The following is a 21,825-nucleotide window of genomic DNA, read 5'->3' as shown; positions in this document are numbered from 1 at the left end:
CGAAATTAAAGAAACCCGGTAAGGATAACGGCCATTGTGACCATTTCCCTACCGGGTTTCAGTATAGGTGTTAGTTTTTAGAAAGAATAACGTTTAAATTATTCGTTTTCTTTACGACGACGTGCATTTAATAAGAATAATGTACCAGCACTTGCGAATAATGAACCAGATAATAATCCGAATAATACTTGATCTTGTTCACCAGTTGCAGGTAATTGTTTTTTAGCGTTTTTAGCTTGTTGTTGAGCAGCTGCTTTGTTAGGTGTAGCTGCTTTGTTAGTAGTAGCTGTAGTTTTACCGTCTTTTTGAGCAGTTACAGCTTTATTATTTTGACCAGCTTTGCTAGCTTGACCTGGAGTAGTTGTAGCTTTTTGAGCAGGTTTAACTTCTTTTTTAGCTGGTGCTTGTTTAGCATTTTCAGCTTGAGCTTCTTTAACGATTGCTGCAACTTCATCAGTAGCTGCTTGTGCAATTTGTTGATTGTAGCCAGCTTTAGCATCTTTTGAAAGTTTATCAAGTTTATTAACTAAAGCTTGAGCGTCAGCAATTTGTTTAGCATGAGCTTTTTGAGCAGTAGTAATTTCTTTTTTAGCAGTAGCAGCATGAGCATCTTCAGCTTGAGCTTCATTAACGATTGCTTCTACTTCATCAGTAGCTGCTTTAGCAATTCTGCTGTTATATTCATCTTTAGCATCTTTAGAAAGGTTTTCTAAATTGTTAACTAAAGCTTGAGCATCAGCAATTAGTTGAGCGTGAGCTTTTTGAGCTGTTGCAATTGTTTGTTTAGCAGCAGCTTGAGCTTGAGCGATTTCTGCTTCGTGAGCATTTTTAGCTGCTGTAATTTCTTTTTTAGCAGTAGCAGCATGAGTATCTTCAGCTTGAGCATCATTAAGGATTGCTTCTACTTCATTAGTAGCTGCTTTAGCAATTCTGCTGTTGTATTCATCTTTAGCATCTTTAGAAAGGTTTTCTAATTTGTTAACTAATGCTTGAGATTCTTTAATTTGATCAGCATGTGCTTTTTGAGCAGCGGCAATTTCTTTTTTAGCAATAGCAGGTTGTTTAGCAGCATCTAAAGCTTTAACTTCTTTAACTAATGCTGGAATCTCATCAGTTGCTGCTCGAGAAATTTTTTCGTTGTATTCAGCTTTAGTATTTTTAGAGATGTTTTTCAATCTATTAACTTCAGCTTGAGCATTAGCAATTCTTTGAGCATGAGCTTTTTGAGCTGTTTCAATTTTTTGTTTAGCTCTTTCGTTATTACCTGGTGCTTGGTTAGCATTTAACTCTTTAGCTTGAGCTACAACAGTATCAATAGCTTTAGCATTTGTACGTGCTACTTCGTTAAGTTTGCGATGTGCAGCAGCTTTTTGTTCTGGTTTTAAGTTTTTCAAAGCTTCAACAGTATTGTGAGCTGCTTTAACTTTTTTAGCTACGTCTGCTGGAAGGTTAGTGTTGGCAGCTGCTTCACGAACGTGTTTAGCTTGAGCACTTTCAGCATCTTTTTGTTTAGCAGCAGCAACAATGTCATTAATTTTTTGACCGTTGTTGTTTCCGCTATCTACTAAGATTTGATGGTTAAAATCATCTTTTTGAGCATCTGTTAAGTTTGGTAAATTGTTAACTGTGTTATAAGCAACTTGAGTTAAAGTATTTAATTCTCTTACAGCTTTTTGTTCAGCTTTAGCTTTTTGTTCTTTATCATAAGCGAATTGAGCGTCTAATTGTTTAGCGTCAGCAACAATAGCATCGATACGTTCGCCGTTGTTAGTACCGCTATCTACTTCAACTTGATGTAAGAAGCTTAATTGTTGTTTGTCAGTGATGTTTTTCAAAGAGTTGATTACTTGATAAGCATCAGCAGTTTTTTGGTTTAAAGCTTTAACAGCTTTATCTTTAGCAGCAGCGTCAGCTTTAGCTTTTTCATTCGCAGCTTGTTCTTTAGCTGGATTTTTAGAAGCTGCAATTTTAGCGTCTTCAGCTTTAGCATTTTGAACTAATCCTGCAATTTCATCAGTAGCTGCTTTAGTAATTTTTGCGCTGTATCTAGCTTTTGTAAAATTAGAAAGATTTTCTAATTTGTAAATTTCAGCTTTAGCATTAGCAATTTTTTGAGCGTGGTCTTTTTTAGCTGTTTCAATAGCAACTTTTTTAGCAAGTTCTACTTGTTGGTTAACAGCTTTAGCATCTTGTTCAGCTGCAACTTTTTTAGCAGTAGCAACTTGAGCATCTTCAGCTTTAGCGTTGTTTACAATGCCTTCAACGTCAGTAAGCTTGTTATTACCAGCTGCAGCAGTGATTTTAGCGATATAAGCATCTTTAGTTTGATCAGAAATATTTGGTAAGTTATTTACCACGTTATAAGCGTTTTGTGTAATAGTTGTAGCATCTTGCGCATTGGCTTGAGCATCAACCGCTTGCGCTCCGCTTAAAAATACTACTGTTCCTAATGACACAGATGCGATACCGACTGTTAATTTACGTAAAGAAAATAGTTGTTTTTTCTTCATGATGTATTTCTCCTCCTAATGTACTATGCATAGTAGTGATGACAATATGATAGATTATTTATAGATATGCATATATTTTACACTAAGTATATAGACATAATGCTTCACTTAAAAAATAAGTGTGAAAATTTTCTGTAAATTTAGATATGCCTTTTGTGATTGGTATGACATAATATGTCTTTTATAGAGTTTTAAAAATTATTTAATGGTTTAGCGTGTATAAATTAAAGTTTAAGAAGAACTATTATAACGGGCTTTTTAAGTTTTATCTTAGAATAAGGAATAAAAAACAACCTGATAGATATTTCTACCAGGTCGTTTTGAGATAGGGGAGTTTTTATAATGTTAGATAGAAGAAAAATATTACTTACTTTCTTTACGACGTGCGTTTAATAAGAATAAAGTACCTGCGCTAGCAAATAAAGAACCAGATAATAAACCAAATAATACTTCGTCAGATTCACCAGTTGCTGGTAATTCTTTTGCATCAGCTTTAGATTTCACTGTTTCTTTCGCAACTTTAGCGTCTTCCGCTTTTGCTTCTGTTAAGATTGCTTTGAATTGTGCACTTTTATCTTCTTTAGCTGATTTATCAATTTGTGCGATATAAGCATCTTTTTGTTTTTGAGATAAGTTTTCTAATTTATTCACCGCATCATGAGCTGCTTTAGTTCTCTCTTTTGTTGAAGCTTTTTCATCTGTAGCTTTTTTAATGTCTTTTTCTACAGCTTTGTCATCTGTTTTATTTTCAGACGCTTTATCTTCTTTTGATTTGTCTTCATCTTTAGCATCTTCTTTTGGTTGTTCTTTTTGATCAGCTTTCTCTTCAGGTTTGTTGTCTTCAGGTTTCGCTTCTTCTTCAGTTGCTTTATCTTCTTTAGTTGAATCTTCTTGTTTTTCTTTATCGTCAGCTTTGTCTTCTTCAACAGGTGCTTGTTTAGCATCTAAAGATTTAGCTTCATCTAAGATTGCAGCGAAGTCAGTGCTGTTTGTGCCAGCAACTTCTAAAATACGTTGGTTAAATGCATCTTTTTGTTCATCTGTTAAGTTAGGTAAGTTATTAACCGTGTTATAAGCCTCTAAAGAAGCTTGGTTGATATCTTGTGCTGATTGATTATTTACTTGTTTAGCTTCATCTAAGATTGCAGCGAAGTCAGTGCTGTTTGTACCTGCGACTTCTAAGATACGTTGATTGTATGCATCTTTTTGTGCATCTGTTAAGCTAGGTAAGTTATTGATTGTGTTGTAAGCCTCTTGAGAAGCTTGGTTGATATCTTGCGCTGCTTGGTCATTTACTTTTTGAGCTTCAGCTAAAATAACATCGAAGTTTGTGTTGTTTGTACCTGCAGTTTCTAAGATTTGTTGATTATACGCATCTTTTTGCGCATCTGTTAAGCTAGGCAAGTTGTTGATTGTGTTGTAAGCATCTAAAGAAGCTTGATTGATGTCTTGAGCGGCTTGATCATTAGTAGCCTGTGCATCGTCTAAAATTTTGTCGAAGTCAGTGTTGTTTGCGCCAGCTGCTTCAAGAATTTGTTGGTTATACGCATCTTTTTGTGCATCTGTTAAGCTAGGCATGTTATTGATAACGTTGTAAGCATCTTGTGAAGCATAGTTAATGTATTCAGCTGCTTGTGTATTATCATTTTGAGCTTCCGTTAAAATCGCATCAAAGTTTGAGTTGTTTTGTCCGCTTTGTTCTAAGATTTGTTGGTTATACGCATCTTTCTCAGCGTCTGTTAAACTTGGTAAGTTATTAATCGTGTTATAAGCTTCTTGTGTTTTTTGATTTAAATCTTGTTGAGTTTCAGCGTTTACTGTTTGTCCTCCGCCTAAAAATACTAACGTCCCAAGTGATACTGAAGCAATCCCCACAGATAGCTTACGTAAAGAAAATAGTTGTTTCTTTTTCGTTTTCTAATCCTCCTAATAATAAATATGCATATACTTTGATAGACTTACTAAGATGAAAAAAATATATTTTGCTTATACATTTATTCTACATAATAGGTGTAGACGTAAAATTTCATTTGTCATAAAAATGAATGCGTTTTTCATAAATAAAAAATATGACTTATCCACAGTGTATGACACATTATGTCATCTGGTGACTATATGTTTAAATCAGAAGTTAAAATGATTAAGAAAAAGTGAATGCGTGATAGAATAAACAGAAAGTGGCTATTAATATAGGAAGAAACTCATCATGGTTTCGACAAAAAAGCTGCATGTCCTAAATTGAACATACAGCTTTCATGTTAATATTCATTTGCGCTTAATCGAGTAAATAAGTATGTTTCTTGAAGTTTTAACAATTCTTTCATCACAATTTGATACGTACTTTCAGGTCCGACAAGTCGTGCTTGATTTCGTGCAGTAAAACAGAAGTTAATTGCATCTTCAACACACATTTTAATACGGATAACATAATACTTTTTATTAACTAATTTAATGATTTTGTGTTGGTAGCGATGTCGAATCAATTCATAGAGTTCTGGCACGAGTTCAAATGTCACCCATTCTATAGAATTATAGACAGATTGTGCATGGAAGTGGTTTGGACTGAAAGTGACTACTTTTTGTTTTAAGTCAGTAGAAAGGATTTGATCTTGCATCTTATAAATCAGATTGAATGTAAAGTTATAATATTGAATGCCGATAGGGGTAATCTCTTGATGATGATCAGTATATAGCTTTTGAGATTTATTGATTGCACGTGAAGCAGTCACAATATGATTGAGTTCATCAAAACGTTTGCCTACTTTCAACTTAGACAAATGTGCACGTAATTCACTTTCATGTTGCGTATGGAAAGTCGCAATCAGTAATTCTAAATAATTATAAAGATGTTGATCAATATCAGGTGAAACAGTTTCTAACAACGTCAGCAAAAAGTAAAGTGAGACTTCATGGTTTGAACTGGAACTGTCCATTTCATAAGATTCTAACTTATGATTGTAGGTAATCTCTTTACGATAACCATGCCATTCATCTGTATCGTAAAGAAAATTCCGAATATTATCGATATCTCTTTGTATTGTCCTTGAAGAGACACCCCATTCGTTAGACAGATCATACTTATTTACAACCTTTTGTTGAAGCAAACGCGTATAAATACTTAAAATTCTGTGAGCTTGTTCCATAAACATGCCCCCTTGTTCTCATGATGAAAATTCATAGATAGTGAGGAAAGATTCGAGTTTATGTGAAGTTACGAAGGTCGCGCGTCCAATAATTAAACACTGTATAATCCTCATTCATTATTAGTATACAATAATTTTGCATACAAAAGAATAATGAATTGGATTGCATGGTGGTTAGATTATAAAGCTAACTCATTCTTTCTCAATAGCACTATGATAAAATTAAACTGCTTTGAAATATTTTTTATTAAAGGAAAGGTGGTCTGTATGTCTGATATCGTCATTCAAACTGAAGTCAGCCGATTAACAAAATCACAATTAAATAATGTATTAAACATAGATCGCGGCTACATTGAACAGTGGGAAGAACAAACGAAAAGTATTGGTATATTAATTCAAGACCCCGCACAATTTCTGCGTGTTTATTTAGCAGTACAATCTAGCGGTTATCTACCAGTTGTATTTGATGCGAAGTGGACGTCTGAACAATTGCATCAAATTTTAAAACATTATCAAATTACTCATGTGATTGCTGATAAAGAGATTGAAGGTGTTCATTCACTACGTCTCGAACAATTAAATGAAGCAGAAACACCTTCAACACAAACGGTGACATCACCGTCTGATGATTTATTACACATCGGTTTTACCTCAGGTACTACAGGTATGCCAAAAGCTTACTATCGCAATAGACACTCTTGGTTAGTCAGTTATGATGCGAATGACGATATCTTAAACGCACCGCCTTCATGTGTAATTGCTCCTGGTCCCATTGCGCATTCACTGACACTTTACGCCATGATGTATGCCTATCATTCTCATTGTCCATGTTATATGCAGATGGATTATCACCCTGTACAATTATTTCATCAACTTATTGAGAATCCAGAAGCTGTGGTCTTTATTGTACCTTCGGTTCTTGAACAGCTCTTACAATTAAATGCCAAAAAGCTAAAAGAGGTTTCTGTGACATTTTTAACTTCAGGTGCGAAATTAGAACCTCATACGATTAAACGCTTTAAAGAAAGTATGCCGAAAGCACAAGTTATTGAATTCTTCGGCACAAGTGAAGCGAGCTTTATTTCATATCATCATGTGACGGACTATGCGCCAAAGAATGTTGGCAAGCTTTTCAAAGGCGTTAAGGTTATTCTAACTGATGACACTGGACAAAAATTGTCTGATCCCACTCAAATAGGACAACTTCATGTTCAAAGTGATATGGTCTTTTCTGGTTATGTAGATGGAGAGAGTGTCTCGAATCAAGACACCATTGCGACAGGGGACTACGCAAAAATGACAGAAGATCAAGAACTGATATTAGAAGGACGCGTCAATAATAAAGTAATTGTGGGCGGTATGAATGTCTATCCTGAAGAAGTGGAACGTGTGATTTTAGAAACGACACCGATTCAACACGTTATGGTGACAGGGGAACGTCATTATGAATTAGGGGAAGTATTGATAGCTTACTACCAAACAAAAGAACCAGTGACAATACGAGAAGTTAAACGTGATTTACGTCAACATTTAGAACGTTATAAAGTACCAATGCGTTTTATTGAAGTACCAGAGATATTATGGACAAATAGCGGTAAAATTGCGCGTAAAGAGATGGTTGATCGCTATGGGAGGAAAGAAAAATGAAAGAAGCAGTCATTATTGAAGCGAAACGAACACCCATCGGCAAGTATGGCGGTATCTTGAAACATTTAGAACCTGAAGCGCTACTCAAGCCCTTGATCGATGAATTGATACAATTACATCCGTCTATTGCCTCAAATATTCAAGATGTCATCATTGGCAACACTGTGGGTAATGGCGGTAATCTTGCACGTAAATCCTTACTTCATGCGGGACTGTCTTCTGATATTCCAGGTATGACGATAGATCGTCAATGCGGCTCAGGTTTAGAAGCGATTAACCTTGCATGTCGTATGATTCAAGCGGGCGCAGGAGATATTTATCTTGCAGGAGGTGTCGAATCGACAAGCCGTGCACCATGGAAAATTCAAAAACCACAATCACTATATGAGAAACATCCGCCAGAAATTTATGAACGTGCACCTTTTATGCCAGAATCTATGGGTGACCCAAGTATGTTAGAAGCAGCTGAAAATGTGGCACAAGTCTATCAAGTTGCCCGTAAACGCCAAGATGACTTTGCGGCACGCAGTCACCAAAAACACTTTGAACACTTACCGCAAATTCAGCGTGAAATCGTCCCTTTAACGATTCGTGGTGAACAAGTTACACAAGATGAAGCACCGAAACAAAAGATGTCTGCACGACGTTTGGCGCGTTTAAAACCGATATTTGATGCAGGATCCGTCACTGTCGGCAATGCCTGTCCTAAAAGCGATGGGGCGGCATTAGCGTTAGTGATGTCACGTGAAAAAGCAGAAGCACTTGGGTTAAAAGGACAATTGAAATTTATCGATGCACAAGTCTCAGGCGTCAATCCCAAATTATTAGGTATTGGTCCTGTTCCTGCGACGGAACAATTATTGATGAGACATCAACTTTCTATTTCAGATATAGATTGGGTCGCATTTAATGAAGCTTTCAGTTCTCAAGTGCTTGCTTCTATGGACTTACTAGGCTTAGAAGAAAGACAAGTGAATCCATTCGGTGGTGCGCTTGCTGAAGGGCATCCTTATGGCGCAAGTGGTGCGAATTTAGTAGCACGTTTGATTTCAATTCTTGCGTATTTCCCTGGAAATCAAGTGTTAGCTACGATGGGTATCGGTGGCGGTTTAGGGATTTCGACATTGTTTGAGAGGATAGAGAACTAAATGAAACAGACATTTACTTGGAAGCCATCATCACAATTCGCTTCTATTCCTTTAGATGCATTTTATTTAACAGACATCTGGCATCGTTTTGAAACTTTTCAAGCCTCAACTGAACACTCTTTTATCTTAAGGCAGAAACGCATTCATCGTTGTCAAAATTTAATAGAAGGAAAGACTTACACAGCTGAACTTAAATTAATGGATCAAAGGGCGCTCAAACACTTTAATCAATCACGTTATTTGCTGACAGTTACCGCATTGGATAGAACTGATATATGGATAGAGATTGAAACCACTTTTATTACTATGAAAGAAACATTTCATCAACAATCCACATCAACTGAGATACTTAACACAGAACCATTTTCATTACCAACGCATGCTTTACCGCTAGAAATAAAGTGGGATAATGTTGAAATGTATTTAAAAGACGTCTCAGATTATAACTCTATTCATTGGAACGATGGTGTGATGCCTGGAGACTTTGTGGTAATGAAAGCGTTAGAGGCAGGCGCACCGTATTATACTGAATTAAAAGCTTATCGTAAGTTAGACATTAAATATAAACGGATGATAATGAAAGGTGAAAGAATATACATTCAAGTGGATTCAAAAAACAGTTATACGCATATGAGTGTATATAATACAGCGCATCAACCATGTATAGAGATTAAAGTTATATAGATAATGGATTTTTTATAAGAAATAGGTATGAAGAGAGAACATATTAGTAAGTGTTGAAAACCACATCGTGGTTTTCTTTTTTTATGCAGTTTGATACAATTTTAAAGTTTTGTAAAGAAGCGGTTATTTAATCAAATACGGGTAGAGCCACATAAGGAGGGATTTATATAGGACCTTTATGCTGGTTCTTTTTTTATGTCTCAAAATACTAAAGTTGAGATGCATTGTTAAAAGGGCCACACTGACACGGTTTATGAAACATAATGTATATATTCTCTAAAAAATGAATAAAATTTTTTCTTCAGGATTTCAAGCGCATTAAATTTGCTTATTATTCATAGTTTATACATGGAAAGCCCATATAAATGTATTAAATATACAGAAACATGTAATGAATAAAAAGATAAGTGTGAAAAGCACAACAGTTGTAATGTGATTTAATTCACATGAGCATTATTTGAAAGGGCTTACAATATAGATAAATCAAACAAGGAGGTTTCACAAATGAATGAACATCCAATTAAAGTAAACAGTGAGATCGGTAAATTAAAAACGGTATTACTTAAACGACCTGGTAAAGAATTAGAAAATTTAGTACCTGAGTATTTAGGAGAATTATTATTTGATGATATCCCGTATTTAAAAGTAGCACAAGAAGAGCATGACAAATTTGCACAAGTGCTACGTGACGAAGGCGTAGAAGTACTTTATTTAGAAAAATTAGCCGCAGAAGCCATTGAAGATCCAAAAGTACGTGAACAATTTATTGAAGATGTATTAGCGGAATCTGAAGAAACATTATTAGGCCATGAAGAAGAAGTAAAAGAGTTATTCGAAACATTAAATAACGAAGACTTAATCGAAAAAGTAATGGCGGGTGTTCGTAAAGAAGAAGTAAGACAAGACCATGCACACTTAGTAGAGTATGTTGATGATTCTTATCCATTCTACATGAATCCAATGCCAAACCTTTACTTCACACGTGATCCACAAGCGTCAGTAGGTAATGGTATGACAGTTAACCGTATGTTCTGGCCAGCACGTCGCAGAGAGTCTATCTTCATCACTTATATCTTAAAACATCACCCAAGATTCAAAGATGCTGATATTCCAGTATGGTTAGACAGAAACTCACCTTACAACATTGAAGGTGGAGATGAGTTAGTCCTTTCTGAAGAAGTAATCGCAATCGGTATCTCTGAAAGAACTTCAGCACAAGCAATTGAAAAATTAGCACGTCAAATCTTTGCGAACCCAGATTCAAAAATTAAAAAAGTTGTAGCAATTGAAATCGCGAATACACGTGCATTCATGCACTTAGACACAGTATTCACAATGATTGACTATGATAAATTCACAATCCACTCAGCTATCGAGAAAAAAGGTGAAGACATGAACATCTTCACACTTGAACCAACTGATGATGGTAAAGATATCACAATCACACGTACACACAACTTAAAAGAAACATTGAAAGATGCGTTGAATTTAGACCACATCGACTTCATTCCGACAGGTGACGGTGACCGCATCGTAGGACCTCGTGAACAATGGAACGACGGATCTAACACATTGACAATCCGTCCAGGTGTCGTTGTTACGTACGACCGTAACTATGTATCTAACCAATTATTACGCGACAAAGGCATTAAAGTTATCGAAGTAACAGGTAGTGAATTAGTTCGCGGACGCGGGGGCCCACGTTGCATGAGCCAACCGTTATACCGTGAAGATATCTAATTCTAAAGTATACAGTGCTTTAAGTGATAAGGATTGCATCAATAGAGGCAGTTCAGCGTCATCACTTAAAGCCTGGCTTTAGATTGAATACTGCTTTGACTTAATTTGATACCTATTCACGGCGACATGTTTGTACATGGCCTATGATTTTGGAAATAGCAAGAGGCGCAGGCCCTTTAAAACAATTAAAGCAGTATAGCGTCAAAAAATAAATAAATTGACAACACATGCTTTGAGAGAGTCTCAAGCATTAAAGGAGTTTTGAAGATGAGCGGAGAACAAAGTAAACTCAGTAAAACGGCTTTAATCGGTCTGGTCGTTGGTTCAATGATCGGCGGCGGCGCCTTTAATATTATCTCTGACATGGGCAGCAATGCCGGCGGATTAGCAATTATCATCGGATGGATCATTACAGCTGTAGGTATGATATCACTCGCATTTGTATTCCAGAACTTAACAAATAAACGTCCTGATTTAGACGGCGGTATTTACAGTTACGCACGTGCCGGTTTCGGTGACTTCGTCGGTTTCTCCAGTGCATGGGGTTACTGGTTCGCAGCATTCTTAGGAAACGTTGCTTATGCCACGTTGCTGATGTCAGCAGTCGGCAACTTCTTCCCGATATTTAAAGGCGGCAACACACTTCCAAGTATTATCGTAGCCTCCATCTTACTATGGGGTGTACACTTCCTGATTCTGCGAGGCGTAGAAACAGCAACTTTAATCAACAGTATTGTAACAGTTGCCAAGTTAATTCCTATCTTCCTAGCGATTGTATGTATGATCGTCGCATTTAACTTTGACACGTTTATGGCCGGATTTGCAGGAATGAAAGGCAACATCGCATTACCGATCAACTTCTCAAACATTATGGAACAAGTGAGAGGTACAATGTTGATTACAGTATGGGTATTCACTGGTATTGAAGGTGCGGTTGTATTCTCTGGCCGTGCAAAAACTAAGAAAGACGTGGGTACAGCTACAGTACTCGGTCTATTGATTGTATTAGTGATTTACTTCTTATTAACTGTACTTGCACAAGGTGTTATCGAACAAAACCAAATCTCTGAATTAAGCAGTCCATCAATGGCAGCTTTACTTGCGCACATCGTTGGCCCATGGGGTTCAGTTGTGACAAACATTGGTTTAATCATCTCAGTACTCGGAGCTTGGTTAGGTTGGACATTGCTTGCTGGTGAGTTGCCATTCATCGTCGCAAAAGATAAAATGTTCCCGAAATGGTTTGCGAAACAAAACAAAAATGGTGCACCAGTCAACTCACTCCTAATCACAAACATCTTAGTACAATTGTTCTTAATCAGTATGTTATTTACAGATAGTGCGTATCAATTCGCATTCTCACTCGCATCCAGTGCGATATTGATTCCATATGCATTCAGTGCATTCTATCAGTTCAAATATACATTGCAGTATGATCGTAAAAGCAACCTACAAATGGCAATCGGTATTATCGCTTCTGTCTATGCGGTATGGCTCATTTACGCAGCAGGTGTGGACTACTTGCTACTGACAATGTTGCTATATGTACCTGGTCTGTTCGTTTACTGGATTGTACAACGCAACAAAGGTATCAAATTCATCACAAGAGACTATATCTTAATGGGATTCATTGTCATCTTTGCCATTCTTGGTTTAATAAGATTGTTCAGTGGCGCAGTAAGTGTCTTCTAATTACTGACGCATGAAATCCTGACAACAGATAAAGAAATGGCAGCCTGCAGGATCTCGCTACATCCTGTAAGCTGCCTTTCTATCTGTATACATAAGAATGTGTGTGCGAACGCAATATGATACAATAAACACGTTGCACATGTTGAAAATGACAGATAAATCAACTGTCTCAATTGATAAAAACTATACTTTCAACACACATTCATGAAAAAGAGAGAAAGAGATGAGGTGAACGTGTATGAGCAATAGTACTGAAGATTATCAAGCGTCGATTCAAGCATTATCGAAAATATTAGAGGTACCATCAGGGCTGCTCGTTCCTCATCTTTCTGAGATTTATGTCAGGAACTATGAAAAAGGGCAGGTCATTTATTATCAAGGATCAGAAGCAGACAGTATCTATGTATTGTTAGAAGGATATGTATCTAGAGAAATGTTGAACGAAAATGGTGATGACTATTTATTGTTGAACCGACCGATTAATATGTTTCCATTGAATCATTTATTCCATTCTGATCATTACCATGAATCATGTACAGCACTCACAAGCAGCTTGATTGTCAGAGTGCCTAAAAATGTCATTGAATATTTATGTAAAAACCATGAAGATACGTTTATTAAAATCTTTGACTTACTACGCACAGAAGCGAACCAAAATATTGAACGTAATATGGCCTTACTTGGTCGTAATGCTGAACAAAAGGTGATAAACACATTACGTGTGATGTGTGAAACAGTAGGAAATGACCAAGGCGCTTATTACGAACTAGATAAGATTATGACTGTGACACTGTTAAGTGAGTTAGCAGGCGTATCGAGAGAAAAGACCAGTCATGTAATCAGAGATTTAAGCAAACAAAATTTAGTGTTAAAGAATCATCAAACATGGACTGTGAGTAAGTCCTTGTAGATAGAAAAGGAGAAGCGGTAATATATTAAAAAGGTCTCTGAAGTTGAAGTTAACTATTTCAGCTTTAGAGATTTTTATTTATTTAGGAGTATGAGAGGCTTAATCAACACGAAAATATCATCGACTTCATCGGCTTTATAATACTTATGACGAATCACATCTAAACTGATTTCGCGTTCATAAATATCATGAAACGATATATCAGAACCTGCAAGCAATAACGCATGTTGATTATCTTGGTTCGTATCATTTTGTTGCACTTAAACCACCCGCCTTATTCGCCGCTTGTTTGTTCGACACTTTGTTTTGATAACAACGTAGCGGCTTCTCTTAACAAGTCAGCAATACGTAAATTATCATCTCTTTCTTTTCGTAATTGTTCAGATTCGTTTAACTGAACTTCAGCATTAAATTGCATAGCAAAACCTCCATAACTTAAGATACTTTTATTGTACACAAAAGTGAAACATGTGCGCAATTACAAAAAAACACAGCATTTGACCGTGCTGTGTTTTTTATTCTATTTAATTACCCCAATCTAGTTCGACTGTACGGTGACCAACTGTACCGTTTGCCGTTGGGTCGTGTGATAACCAATCATAATTTTCTTCAAATAAAAAGTCGCGTTCCTCTTTTGTTCGGTCTTTTGGTTTTTTATTCACAGCTTCATTGAATGTAGCCATAAATTCTTTTGTTTTAATAATGCGTCCATTTTTATCATATGTGATTTCGTATTTATTATGCACCTTAGGTGTTTCAGCTTTCACTTCTTGTTTAGGTGTTTCAGCTTTCACTTCTTGTTTAGGTGTTTCAGCTTTCACTTCTTGTTTAGGTGTTTCAGCTTTCACTTCTTGTTTAGGTGTTTCAGCTTTCACTTCTTGTTTAGGTGTTTCAGCTTTCACTTCTTGTTTAGGTGTTTCAGCTTTCACTTCTTGTTTAGGTGTTTCAGCTTTCACTTCTTGTTTAGGTGTTTCAGCTTTCACTTCTTGTTTAGGTTGTTCAACTGCTTTCGGTGTTTCTTGTTTTACTTGTTGTTTAGGTTGTTCAACAACTTTCGGTGTTTCTTGTTTCACTTGTTGTTTAGGTTGTTCAACAACTTTCGGTGTTTCTTGTTTCACTTGTTGTTTAGGTTGTTCAACAACTTTCGGTGTTTCTTGTTTCACTTGTTGTTTAGGTTGTTCAACTGCTTTCGTTGTTTCTGGTTTCACTGCAGGTTTTGGTTGTTCAACTGCTTTAGTAGCTTGTTGAATTGGTGCTACAGGTTGATAAACAACGTTGTTATTGTTCACTGCTTGTTTTGAATATTTACCATATAAATAAGTTTCTAAATTTTGAAGTTCTATACCAGTTAAAGGTGTTGTTTTAGACTTAACATTTTCTGGTGTTGTTTGTTGTTGTTGTGCGATAAGTGTGTACATTTCTTGTGTAATTGTTTTATCAATATGTTGTTCTAAAATATCATCTTTTAGCTCAGATTGATAAGAACGTGCTAGTTTTAAACGTAAAATGTTTTCTGGATCATTTTTATGAGCAAGGATATCGTTGTAAACACGATATGTCATTTGTAAACGATTAGATTTATTATTATTAATAGTGAAGCTATCTAAAAATCCGTTGATTTTCACTACATTTTGATATAATTCAATATCTTGATGTTGAATGCTGTTTTGCGTAGTTTTCGCTAATAAATCATTTGCATAACGAGCATTGTTCAGATTTGAAAAATCAACATTTCTATATGGGTTCACATCAGATTGTGATATACCAGACATTTCGGCTTCTTGAGAAAGAAATGTGTTTGAAGCAATGCTTGCACCAATACCGGATAACATTAGTATGCTTGCAGCACTCATAGTTAACTTTTGAATACGATTTGGTTCTTTAGATAATTTGTTATTTTTATGGAAGCTATTTTTAGTCTCAGATCTAAGTGGCAGTGTGTCAAATAATCTCATGGATTGCTTTGATTTTTTCATGATGTAGTCTCCTTAACTGTAATTACTTATATTGTAATATACAGTTATTAGGTTGTGCAATATGTAGAAAGAATTTTTATAGAAGAATATTGTTACCTAAAATATTAAGTGAAATTTAACTTTGTTTCTAACTGTACACAAAAATGCAATGTTTATAATTAAGGAGAGATCGCAAAATGGAAACGTTAATTCTAAATGTTAGGTGTTAATGAATTAAAGTGTAGGTAACGAGGTAGTAAGCTGAAATGAAAATGTTAGACTAATAAAAAACATTAAGCGACATCCTACTTTTAATCAAAGTAATCATGTCGCTTCTCTCTTTTTATTTATCTTTATTCATCTCATCAAGGTTTCAACAATAAGTATTTCACGTATTCTGCTTCTTCATTTGATTTCATTAACATCATAATGACGTCATTACCGCTGACTGTGCCCAAAACATGCGGCAGCTGCATTTGGTCGATACAGTAATTGATTGTACGGGCAAATCCCGGTTCTGTTTTAATTAGGATATAGCTGTCTTTAACGATAATAGAGTTGATACTATCATCGCGATATTTCTTGAATGCCTCACGAAAGCTGTTCGCTTCATTTTTTTCTGGTAATACGTAATAAGAAGGGGCTGAGCCATTCGGAACTTTCGTCACTCTTAAGTGTTGTAAATCTTTTGCGACTGTGGTCATACTGAAAATTAAATTGTATTGTTCTTCCATAATTTCAGCTAACTCACGTACTGTAGAAATCTTGTTATTCTTTAATAGTAATTTAATTAAATCAAGACGTTTCTCTCTCTCCATATCCTCATCCCTTAAATTAATAATTATACAGTATTATTGTATTCTATAAGTTAAGTGAACTCAAATCATTTTTGCTTATTTAACAATATTATCGCAAAGTGCTTTGAATAAATGAAAGAACTTGTTTGTAAGTTAGAAGTAATATTGAGATTAAATATTTGAAGTTTCATAACAAATGAGTACATTGCTCAGTAAAAAAGAAGTATACACGCGTTTTAGGTGTACACTTCTTTTGTGTGGTTTCATTGTTATTTTACTGCTTTTAATAAAGTACGATAGAGTGATTCTGCAGTGTCTTCATCTTCAATGTGATGAACATTCATGCGGCCGTCTTTAAAGAGTGTGGCTTCATAGCCGTCTACATTTAAAAGTTTGACGTAAGGGTTTGCTTTAAGGATTTGACCAGGGAATAAGTCTGCATTGTCGAAGTGGTCAGGTTTGAAGCGGAAGACGAATGTATCTCCGCAACTGCCTTCAATGACATTTGATTGACGTTTCCCTAGATATTCATAATTACCTTGGACGCAGACTGTACAATTAGGGTTTTTGAAGCGGCTGACATCCATAGATTGTTGCTTAACTTCAAACGGTGATACCGTAATGAGTTTGCCAGAGAAGCCTTTGCCTGAGACGTAGCGCATCAACTCCGCAATCTGATAACTCACGACTTGCATAATGACAGGTGGAATGACACCATTAATTGCGCAACTTTCTGCAGTTTCAGGTGTTTCTTCCATGAAACAACGTAAACAAGGACCTGTATAATCAATCGCATACACAGAACCTTTACCTCCGACAGCTGCACCATAAATCCAAGGCAAGTCCAATTTATGACACACTTCATTAAATAAGAAACGAATCGCAAAATGGTCCATCCCGTCTAATAAAATATCTGGATTGATATCTTGTATCATTGTTTCAATATTTGTTGAAGTGATTTCCTCATAGATAGGATCTACTTCAACATTAGAGTTAATAACTTTTAGTTTATCCGCTAATGCATAGACTTTTGGACGCATTTCTGTGACATCTGTTTCATCATAAAGTGCTTGGCGATGAAGGTTGGTTAATTCAACAATATCCATATCGACGATGGTTAATTTACCGATGCCCATGCGTACAAGTTGTTCAGCTATATGACTGCCAAGAGCACCCGCACCCATGACTAATACATGGGTGTGTTCCAAGTTGTGTTGACCTTGTGCACCAAAAGGCGCAAAGCGTGTTTGACGGCTATAGCGTTCATTGAAATCAGGTGTTTCTGAGGGTGTAGGCATTATAAGAATCCTAAACCTTCAGTAGGGCTTGATGCTTGTGCAGTATATTTAATTGGGATACGGCCAGCTTCATAACTTAAACGACCTGCTTCAACACCAAGTTTCATTGCTTCTGCCATTTTCACTGGGTCTTTGGCACGTGATACAGCAGAGTTTAATAAGATACCATCTGCGCCAAGTTCCATCGCTTGTGCCGCATCTTTCGCTGAACCAATACCTGCATCGACGATAATCGGTACATTGGAGTTCTTAATAATATAGCTTAGGTTTAATGGATTGTTGATTCCGCGGCCTGTACCGATAGGTGAAGCTAAAGGCATTACCGCATGTACACCTAATTCTTCTAAACGTTTCGCTAATACTGGGTCTTCAGAAATATAAGGACATACAATATAGCCGCGTTCTAATAAGATTTTACATGTTTCGTACGTCGCAATCGGATCAGGTAATAATGTTTCATCATCACCGATAATTTCGACTTTAATCATGTCGCAAACACCTGCGTGTTTTGCGATTTCTGCGATACGAACTGCTTCTTCAACTGTTTTCGCACCAGCTGTATTAGGGAAAGTAACAAAGTCTTTTAAGTTAACGTTAGCTAATGGGTTCGGTAAGTTTTTGTCATATAGATTCATACGACGTACCGCAAATGTCAGTACGTTTGTACCTGAAGCTTCGATAGCTTTCGTTTGTACATCTTCATTTTCAAACTTTCCTGTACCGAGTAATAATCTTGATTCCATTTCATAAGGTCCAATTTTTAACATATTATCCGCCTCCAACAAATTCTAATAGTTCTAAACGATCATCTTCGCGTACGATTTGGTTTGCGAAGTCTTCACGTTGTATTAAGTTTTGGTTATGTTCTGCGATGACACGTTTTTTGTCGAGTTCTAAATGATCTAAAATATCTTGAATTGTCACTTCAGAATCGAATGTGAACGGATCACCATTAATGATGCACTTCATGTTTCTCCCTCCTTAATTCAAATTGAAAGGGTTCGAGTGCTTGTGGACGATGTCCAGTCGCAACCCATTCGGCCAATAATTCACCAATAACAGGTGAGAGTAAAATACCATTACGGTAATGGCCAGTTATAATCCATAAGCCTTCTTGAACTTCATCCATAATCGGTTGTTCTTCTTTGGTCCAAGGACGAATACCTGACCAGTATTTGAGTTCTTTACTGCTCGCAAGTTCAGGCACACGTTTAATTGCTTCTTCTAATAACCATGTTTTACCTTGTTCAGACACACCGACAGAGTAATCATCGAAGTAGCTTGTTGCGCCGATTAAGAAACGATGCGGAGGTTTAGGTACGATATAACAACCATTGGTCATAAATAACGTTTGTTTTAAATCCAAGTCTTCATTTTCTACAAGTAAGACTTCGCCTTTAACCCCGCTGACTGCTTCTTGAATGTCTGGTTGTTCTGAGGCATTGCCAGCCCAAGCACCTGTGGCTTCAATTACTTTATGTGCTTTCGTTAAAGTGCGACGTCCGTTGCGCTCTGCTTCAATATCATAACCTTCACCGACACGATGAATTGCGGTTACGTTTGTGTGCGTAAATCGATCAATATTCGGTGCGTTTTCTAGTGAAGCATGAAGCGCCTTAGTATAATGATTGGCGTTGATTTGATGATCATGTGGTACAAATATCATGGCTTCTGTCCCTTTAACTAAATGATTTGTCAGTAATGCTAAATCAGTCTCTGATAAATCTTGAACATCCTCATCATGTGAATGAAGAAATGCATATTGTTGTTTCAATGATGGGACATCTTCTGCTTGAGTGGCTAACTTTATTAAGCCGTTTTGTTGATATTGAATATCAATGCCTGTTTCTGCAAGTAAGTCTGTACTTAACGTGTTGAACTTAGCACGGGACGTAAGAGCTAAACGAAAGAGGGGGCTGTCCTCTTTAAATTCATTTTGTGCACCTAACATACCGCCTGCTTTATAAGAGGCATGTTTGCCTTCAATATCACGGTCGATTAATGCGATAGATAAACCACTGTCTTTTAAATGTCTTGCGATAGACATTCCGATGACGCCTGCACCGATAATGGCTAAATCATACATATTGTTCACCTTCCTTGAGGGTGCGAAGTGTTTGTAAATCATGTTGTAAGAAGAAAGAAATGGCTGCGATCCCACTAAAACCATGCGGCACTTGTGTTAAGGTAGCTTCATTAATACCGCCAAGTGCGATGACAGGCATATCTACTTGTAAGGCATCTGATATTTCAGATGGTGTACGTGGCGGTAAACCTGGTTTAGAACCGGTCTCGAAAAGATGACCGAATAACACAAAATCTAAGTGATGATTTTTAGCAGATTGAATTGTATCTTTATGATGTGTAGACATGCTCACACATGCATGTGGATACTTACTTTTGAAATCAAAGGCACGCTCATCCATTTCTTTAAAATGAATACGCTTTAAATCAAAATTTTCAAATAGTTTTATATTGGAATGCGCAGTGATTTTAGCTTGAGGGAATCCAGCATCTAATAAGTGCTGAATATCTGTAGCTTGAGTTGCTTGGTCAGTACGTACAATTAAGCAGTCAATCACAGGCGCTACTTCAACATATTGAGCTATGGTTGTTTCTGTGAGTTCATATGGCGTAATCGCTACCCACATGATGGATTCACCTTCTTTAATCAATAAGCCGCAAGAAAAGCGAAATAAAAAACGCTATTTCCATATAAGAAAATAGCGCATTAAACGTACAATACGCCACTTTCCTACGCTAGTATAAACTAGATCAGGTTCCAAGAATTTCCTTATCATAAATAAGAATCTCAGCCTGTAGGAACAGGCACTTCCAGTGGACTTATTGAAATTATTTAATTCATAGTATTTCAGGAAGTCATCATATTCAATACTTTAACTAATCGTGTAGCGAGGCGTTAACGTATTGGACTGACTTTTCATTCTTGAAATATAACTTCCTTCTATATACAAACACATCATAAATCACTTACATTAAAAATGCAATAGCGAATCGCTTTCATTGTAGGTTTTACTGCTTACAAGTAAGACTATTGAAACAAGCAAATACAGCCTTCAATATGTGTGATACAATGAGAAAAAACATAAGGGGATATACATGAAACATATATTCAAAAGCACAGTTGTATCACTTGCGGTTGTGGCTGGTTTAACTTTAACAAATACAGAAACTTTAGCAGCAGGTAGCTATTATTATAATGGAATGACGGATTATAATGCGTCTAAAGCTTATCCTAAAACAAAGCGTATTTCTAATAATGATGTACAAATTAAACACATCGCAAATGCATATAAAGGAAAATATAAAGCGGTAGGACGTATTAGCAACAAAGATGGTTGGAAAGGCAGAGGTAAAGATAGTATGGGGACAGGGACAGTTATAGGACCTTATACTGTCATTACTAATGCACATGTGATAGATGATGCTAAAGGTGCGGCAGCTAACCCTAAATATATTACGTTTGATTTAAACCGTGATGGCAAGGCAAAAACTTATACTTTCCACGCAACGAAAGTGGTTAAAGTACCTCAAGCCGATATCGCATTAGTCTACACAAAAGAAAAGCTGACAAACTACACACAAGCATTACCTCTTGCGTCGAATACTCAAATTAACAACTTAACTTATAATCGCAATCTCTATTCAGTGGGCTATCCATGGCAAAATGGAGATAATACTAAATCATACTGGAGTAAATTAAAATTTATACAAAAATCTTCAAATGGCACAGAACTACAAACTAAAGATAAATTCCGTGCAGGTGCTTCAGGTTCAGTCATGGTTGATGGTAACTATCGTATCTATGGATTACGCACATACGGCTATAACCTATGGGGTACATCACCTTATAATTACGCCAAAGTTGAAATGGCAGGCGGAGAAGCTTTAAATGGATCAACAGGAAACTTTGTGAGAAGTCATATTAGATAAATCTTAAATACAATCTCTTTAATTAGTGTGGAATGATCCGCACGGAATTAGGGAGATTGTTTTTTTATTTACCATGTTCTACTCAAATTTGTAAAAAATGATGACAATTATTTTACCTAAATAGTAAAGTAAATATTCAAGTTAGATATAGAATTAAGAATTGCACCGTAGTATAATTATATTAATAAATATCTAGAGAACTAGTGAGTGCTTCAGTGTTTAAATATAAGGAGAGGCGGTATCAACTATGAAAAAATCTTTGAAATATCTACATCGTATGCCTTATTTTGCTGGAGTTCAGCCGTCTTAGCGTAATGACTTTGTAACTATTTAACGAAGTTATAAAT

General features: G+C 36.2%; 19 protein-coding genes, 1 pseudogene and 1 riboswitch. Of the genes and pseudogenes, 7 read left to right on the top strand and 13 right to left on the bottom strand.

Translation table 11 applies throughout. From position 1 onward, the window contains the following. Positions 1 to 98: 98 nt before the first annotated feature. From BU038_RS06020 to BU038_RS06010, 4 genes and pseudogenes are all read right to left on the bottom strand, one after another. Positions 99 to 2,510 (bottom strand): YSIRK-type signal peptide-containing protein, encoded by a 2,412-nt coding sequence (locus tag BU038_RS06020; protein ID WP_107605277.1) that lies wholly within the window; start codon positions 2,508 to 2,510, stop codon positions 99 to 101. A gap of 363 nt (positions 2,511 to 2,873) precedes the next feature. Continuing rightward, positions 2,874 to 4,130 carry an LPXTG cell wall anchor domain-containing protein gene (locus BU038_RS06015; protein WP_342634137.1) on the bottom strand — a complete coding sequence of 419 codons (1,257 nt, stop codon included), beginning with the start codon at positions 4,128 to 4,130 and terminating at the stop codon, positions 2,874 to 2,876. A 27-nt stretch (positions 4,131 to 4,157) separates the two neighbouring features. After that, a pseudogene (locus BU038_RS12780) lies at positions 4,158 to 4,409 on the bottom strand (YSIRK-type signal peptide-containing protein); the annotation flags it as partial. Between the two features lie 359 nt (positions 4,410 to 4,768). Beyond that, positions 4,769 to 5,653 carry a helix-turn-helix transcriptional regulator gene (locus tag BU038_RS06010; RefSeq protein WP_107605264.1) on the bottom strand — a complete coding sequence of 295 codons (885 nt, stop codon included), beginning with the start codon at positions 5,651 to 5,653 and terminating at the stop codon, positions 4,769 to 4,771. Between the two features lie 267 nt (positions 5,654 to 5,920). Between BU038_RS06010 and BU038_RS06005 the strand changes: the two genes are divergently transcribed. The 6 genes from BU038_RS06005 to BU038_RS05980 all read left to right on the top strand — a co-directional run bounded on the left by BU038_RS06005 (position 5,921) and on the right by BU038_RS05980 (position 13,474). After that, positions 5,921 to 7,300 carry an AMP-binding protein gene (locus BU038_RS06005; RefSeq protein ID WP_107605263.1) on the top strand — a complete coding sequence of 460 codons (1,380 nt, stop codon included), beginning with the start codon at positions 5,921 to 5,923 and terminating at the stop codon, positions 7,298 to 7,300. After that, entirely contained in the window at positions 7,297 to 8,448 is a 1,152-nt protein-coding gene (locus tag BU038_RS06000) for a thiolase family protein (protein WP_107605262.1), read from the top strand. The genes BU038_RS06005 and BU038_RS06000 overlap by 4 nt, the downstream gene beginning before the upstream one ends. Then, positions 8,449 to 9,132, top strand: coding sequence for a hypothetical protein (locus tag BU038_RS05995; protein ID WP_107605261.1), 684 nt, complete (start codon positions 8,449 to 8,451; stop codon positions 9,130 to 9,132). 504 nt (positions 9,133 to 9,636) lie between these two features. Further along, positions 9,637 to 10,872, top strand: a complete 1,236-nt coding sequence (arcA, locus tag BU038_RS05990) for an arginine deiminase (protein WP_107605260.1) — start codon at positions 9,637 to 9,639, stop codon at positions 10,870 to 10,872. A gap of 267 nt (positions 10,873 to 11,139) precedes the next feature. Then, complete coding sequence (gene arcD / locus BU038_RS05985; protein WP_107605259.1) at positions 11,140 to 12,564, top strand: arginine-ornithine antiporter; 1,425 nt, start codon at positions 11,140 to 11,142, stop codon at positions 12,562 to 12,564. 238 nt (positions 12,565 to 12,802) lie between these two features. Beyond that, positions 12,803 to 13,474, top strand: a complete 672-nt coding sequence (locus BU038_RS05980) for a Crp/Fnr family transcriptional regulator (RefSeq protein WP_107605258.1) — start codon at positions 12,803 to 12,805, stop codon at positions 13,472 to 13,474. Between the two features lie 74 nt (positions 13,475 to 13,548). Here the strand turns inward: BU038_RS05980 and BU038_RS05975 are convergent, their stop codons facing one another. The 9 genes from BU038_RS05975 to BU038_RS05940 all read right to left on the bottom strand — a co-directional run bounded on the left by BU038_RS05975 (position 13,549) and on the right by BU038_RS05940 (position 20,175). Next, positions 13,549 to 13,734 carry a hypothetical protein gene (locus tag BU038_RS05975; protein WP_107605257.1) on the bottom strand — a complete coding sequence of 62 codons (186 nt, stop codon included), beginning with the start codon at positions 13,732 to 13,734 and terminating at the stop codon, positions 13,549 to 13,551. Positions 13,735 to 13,748: 14 nt separating this feature from the next. Next, positions 13,749 to 13,892, bottom strand: coding sequence for a hypothetical protein (locus tag BU038_RS12420; protein ID WP_158262789.1), 144 nt, complete (start codon positions 13,890 to 13,892; stop codon positions 13,749 to 13,751). Positions 13,893 to 13,998: 106 nt separating this feature from the next. Then, positions 13,999 to 15,450 carry a hypothetical protein gene (locus BU038_RS12415; protein WP_158262788.1) on the bottom strand — a complete coding sequence of 484 codons (1,452 nt, stop codon included), beginning with the start codon at positions 15,448 to 15,450 and terminating at the stop codon, positions 13,999 to 14,001. 344 nt (positions 15,451 to 15,794) lie between these two features. Further along, the gene (locus BU038_RS05965; protein ID WP_002479923.1) at positions 15,795 to 16,247 is read right to left on the bottom strand and encodes an arginine repressor; all 453 of its coding nucleotides are present in this window, start codon (positions 16,245 to 16,247) and stop codon (positions 15,795 to 15,797) included. Positions 16,248 to 16,495: 248 nt separating this feature from the next. Then, positions 16,496 to 17,524 (bottom strand): ThiF family adenylyltransferase, encoded by a 1,029-nt coding sequence (locus BU038_RS05960; RefSeq protein ID WP_107605256.1) that lies wholly within the window; start codon positions 17,522 to 17,524, stop codon positions 16,496 to 16,498. Beyond that, the gene (locus BU038_RS05955; RefSeq protein WP_002479921.1) at positions 17,524 to 18,291 is read right to left on the bottom strand and encodes a thiazole synthase; all 768 of its coding nucleotides are present in this window, start codon (positions 18,289 to 18,291) and stop codon (positions 17,524 to 17,526) included. Before BU038_RS05955 ends, BU038_RS05960 begins: the two co-directional genes overlap by 1 nt. A gap of 1 nt (position 18,292) precedes the next feature. Beyond that, positions 18,293 to 18,493, bottom strand: coding sequence for a sulfur carrier protein ThiS (thiS, locus tag BU038_RS05950; RefSeq protein WP_107605255.1), 201 nt, complete (start codon positions 18,491 to 18,493; stop codon positions 18,293 to 18,295). After that, positions 18,477 to 19,610: an NAD(P)/FAD-dependent oxidoreductase gene (locus BU038_RS05945; RefSeq protein WP_107605254.1), complete on the bottom strand. Its 1,134-nt coding sequence runs from the start codon at positions 19,608 to 19,610 to the stop codon at positions 18,477 to 18,479. Before BU038_RS05945 ends, thiS begins: the two co-directional genes overlap by 17 nt. Then, positions 19,603 to 20,175, bottom strand: coding sequence for a thiamine phosphate synthase (locus tag BU038_RS05940; protein WP_107605253.1), 573 nt, complete (start codon positions 20,173 to 20,175; stop codon positions 19,603 to 19,605). Before BU038_RS05940 ends, BU038_RS05945 begins: the two co-directional genes overlap by 8 nt. Before the next feature lie 84 nt (positions 20,176 to 20,259). Beyond that, positions 20,260 to 20,371: riboswitch (TPP riboswitch) on the bottom strand. Between the two features lie 273 nt (positions 20,372 to 20,644). On the opposite strand from BU038_RS05940, the gene BU038_RS05935 reads away from it, so the two are divergent. Continuing rightward, a complete protein-coding gene (locus BU038_RS05935; protein ID WP_107605252.1) occupies positions 20,645 to 21,478 on the top strand; it encodes a trypsin-like serine peptidase in 834 nt (277 codons plus the stop codon). The last annotated feature ends 347 nt before the right edge of the window (positions 21,479 to 21,825 follow it).

The sequence above is a fragment of the Staphylococcus simulans genome, assembly GCF_003043455.1.
In the GTDB taxonomy this organism is placed as follows: Bacteria; Bacillota; Bacilli; order Staphylococcales; family Staphylococcaceae; genus Staphylococcus; species Staphylococcus simulans_A.
Note: the sequence above shows the minus strand (reverse complement) of the source record. Positions and strands in the feature narration are given on the sequence as shown.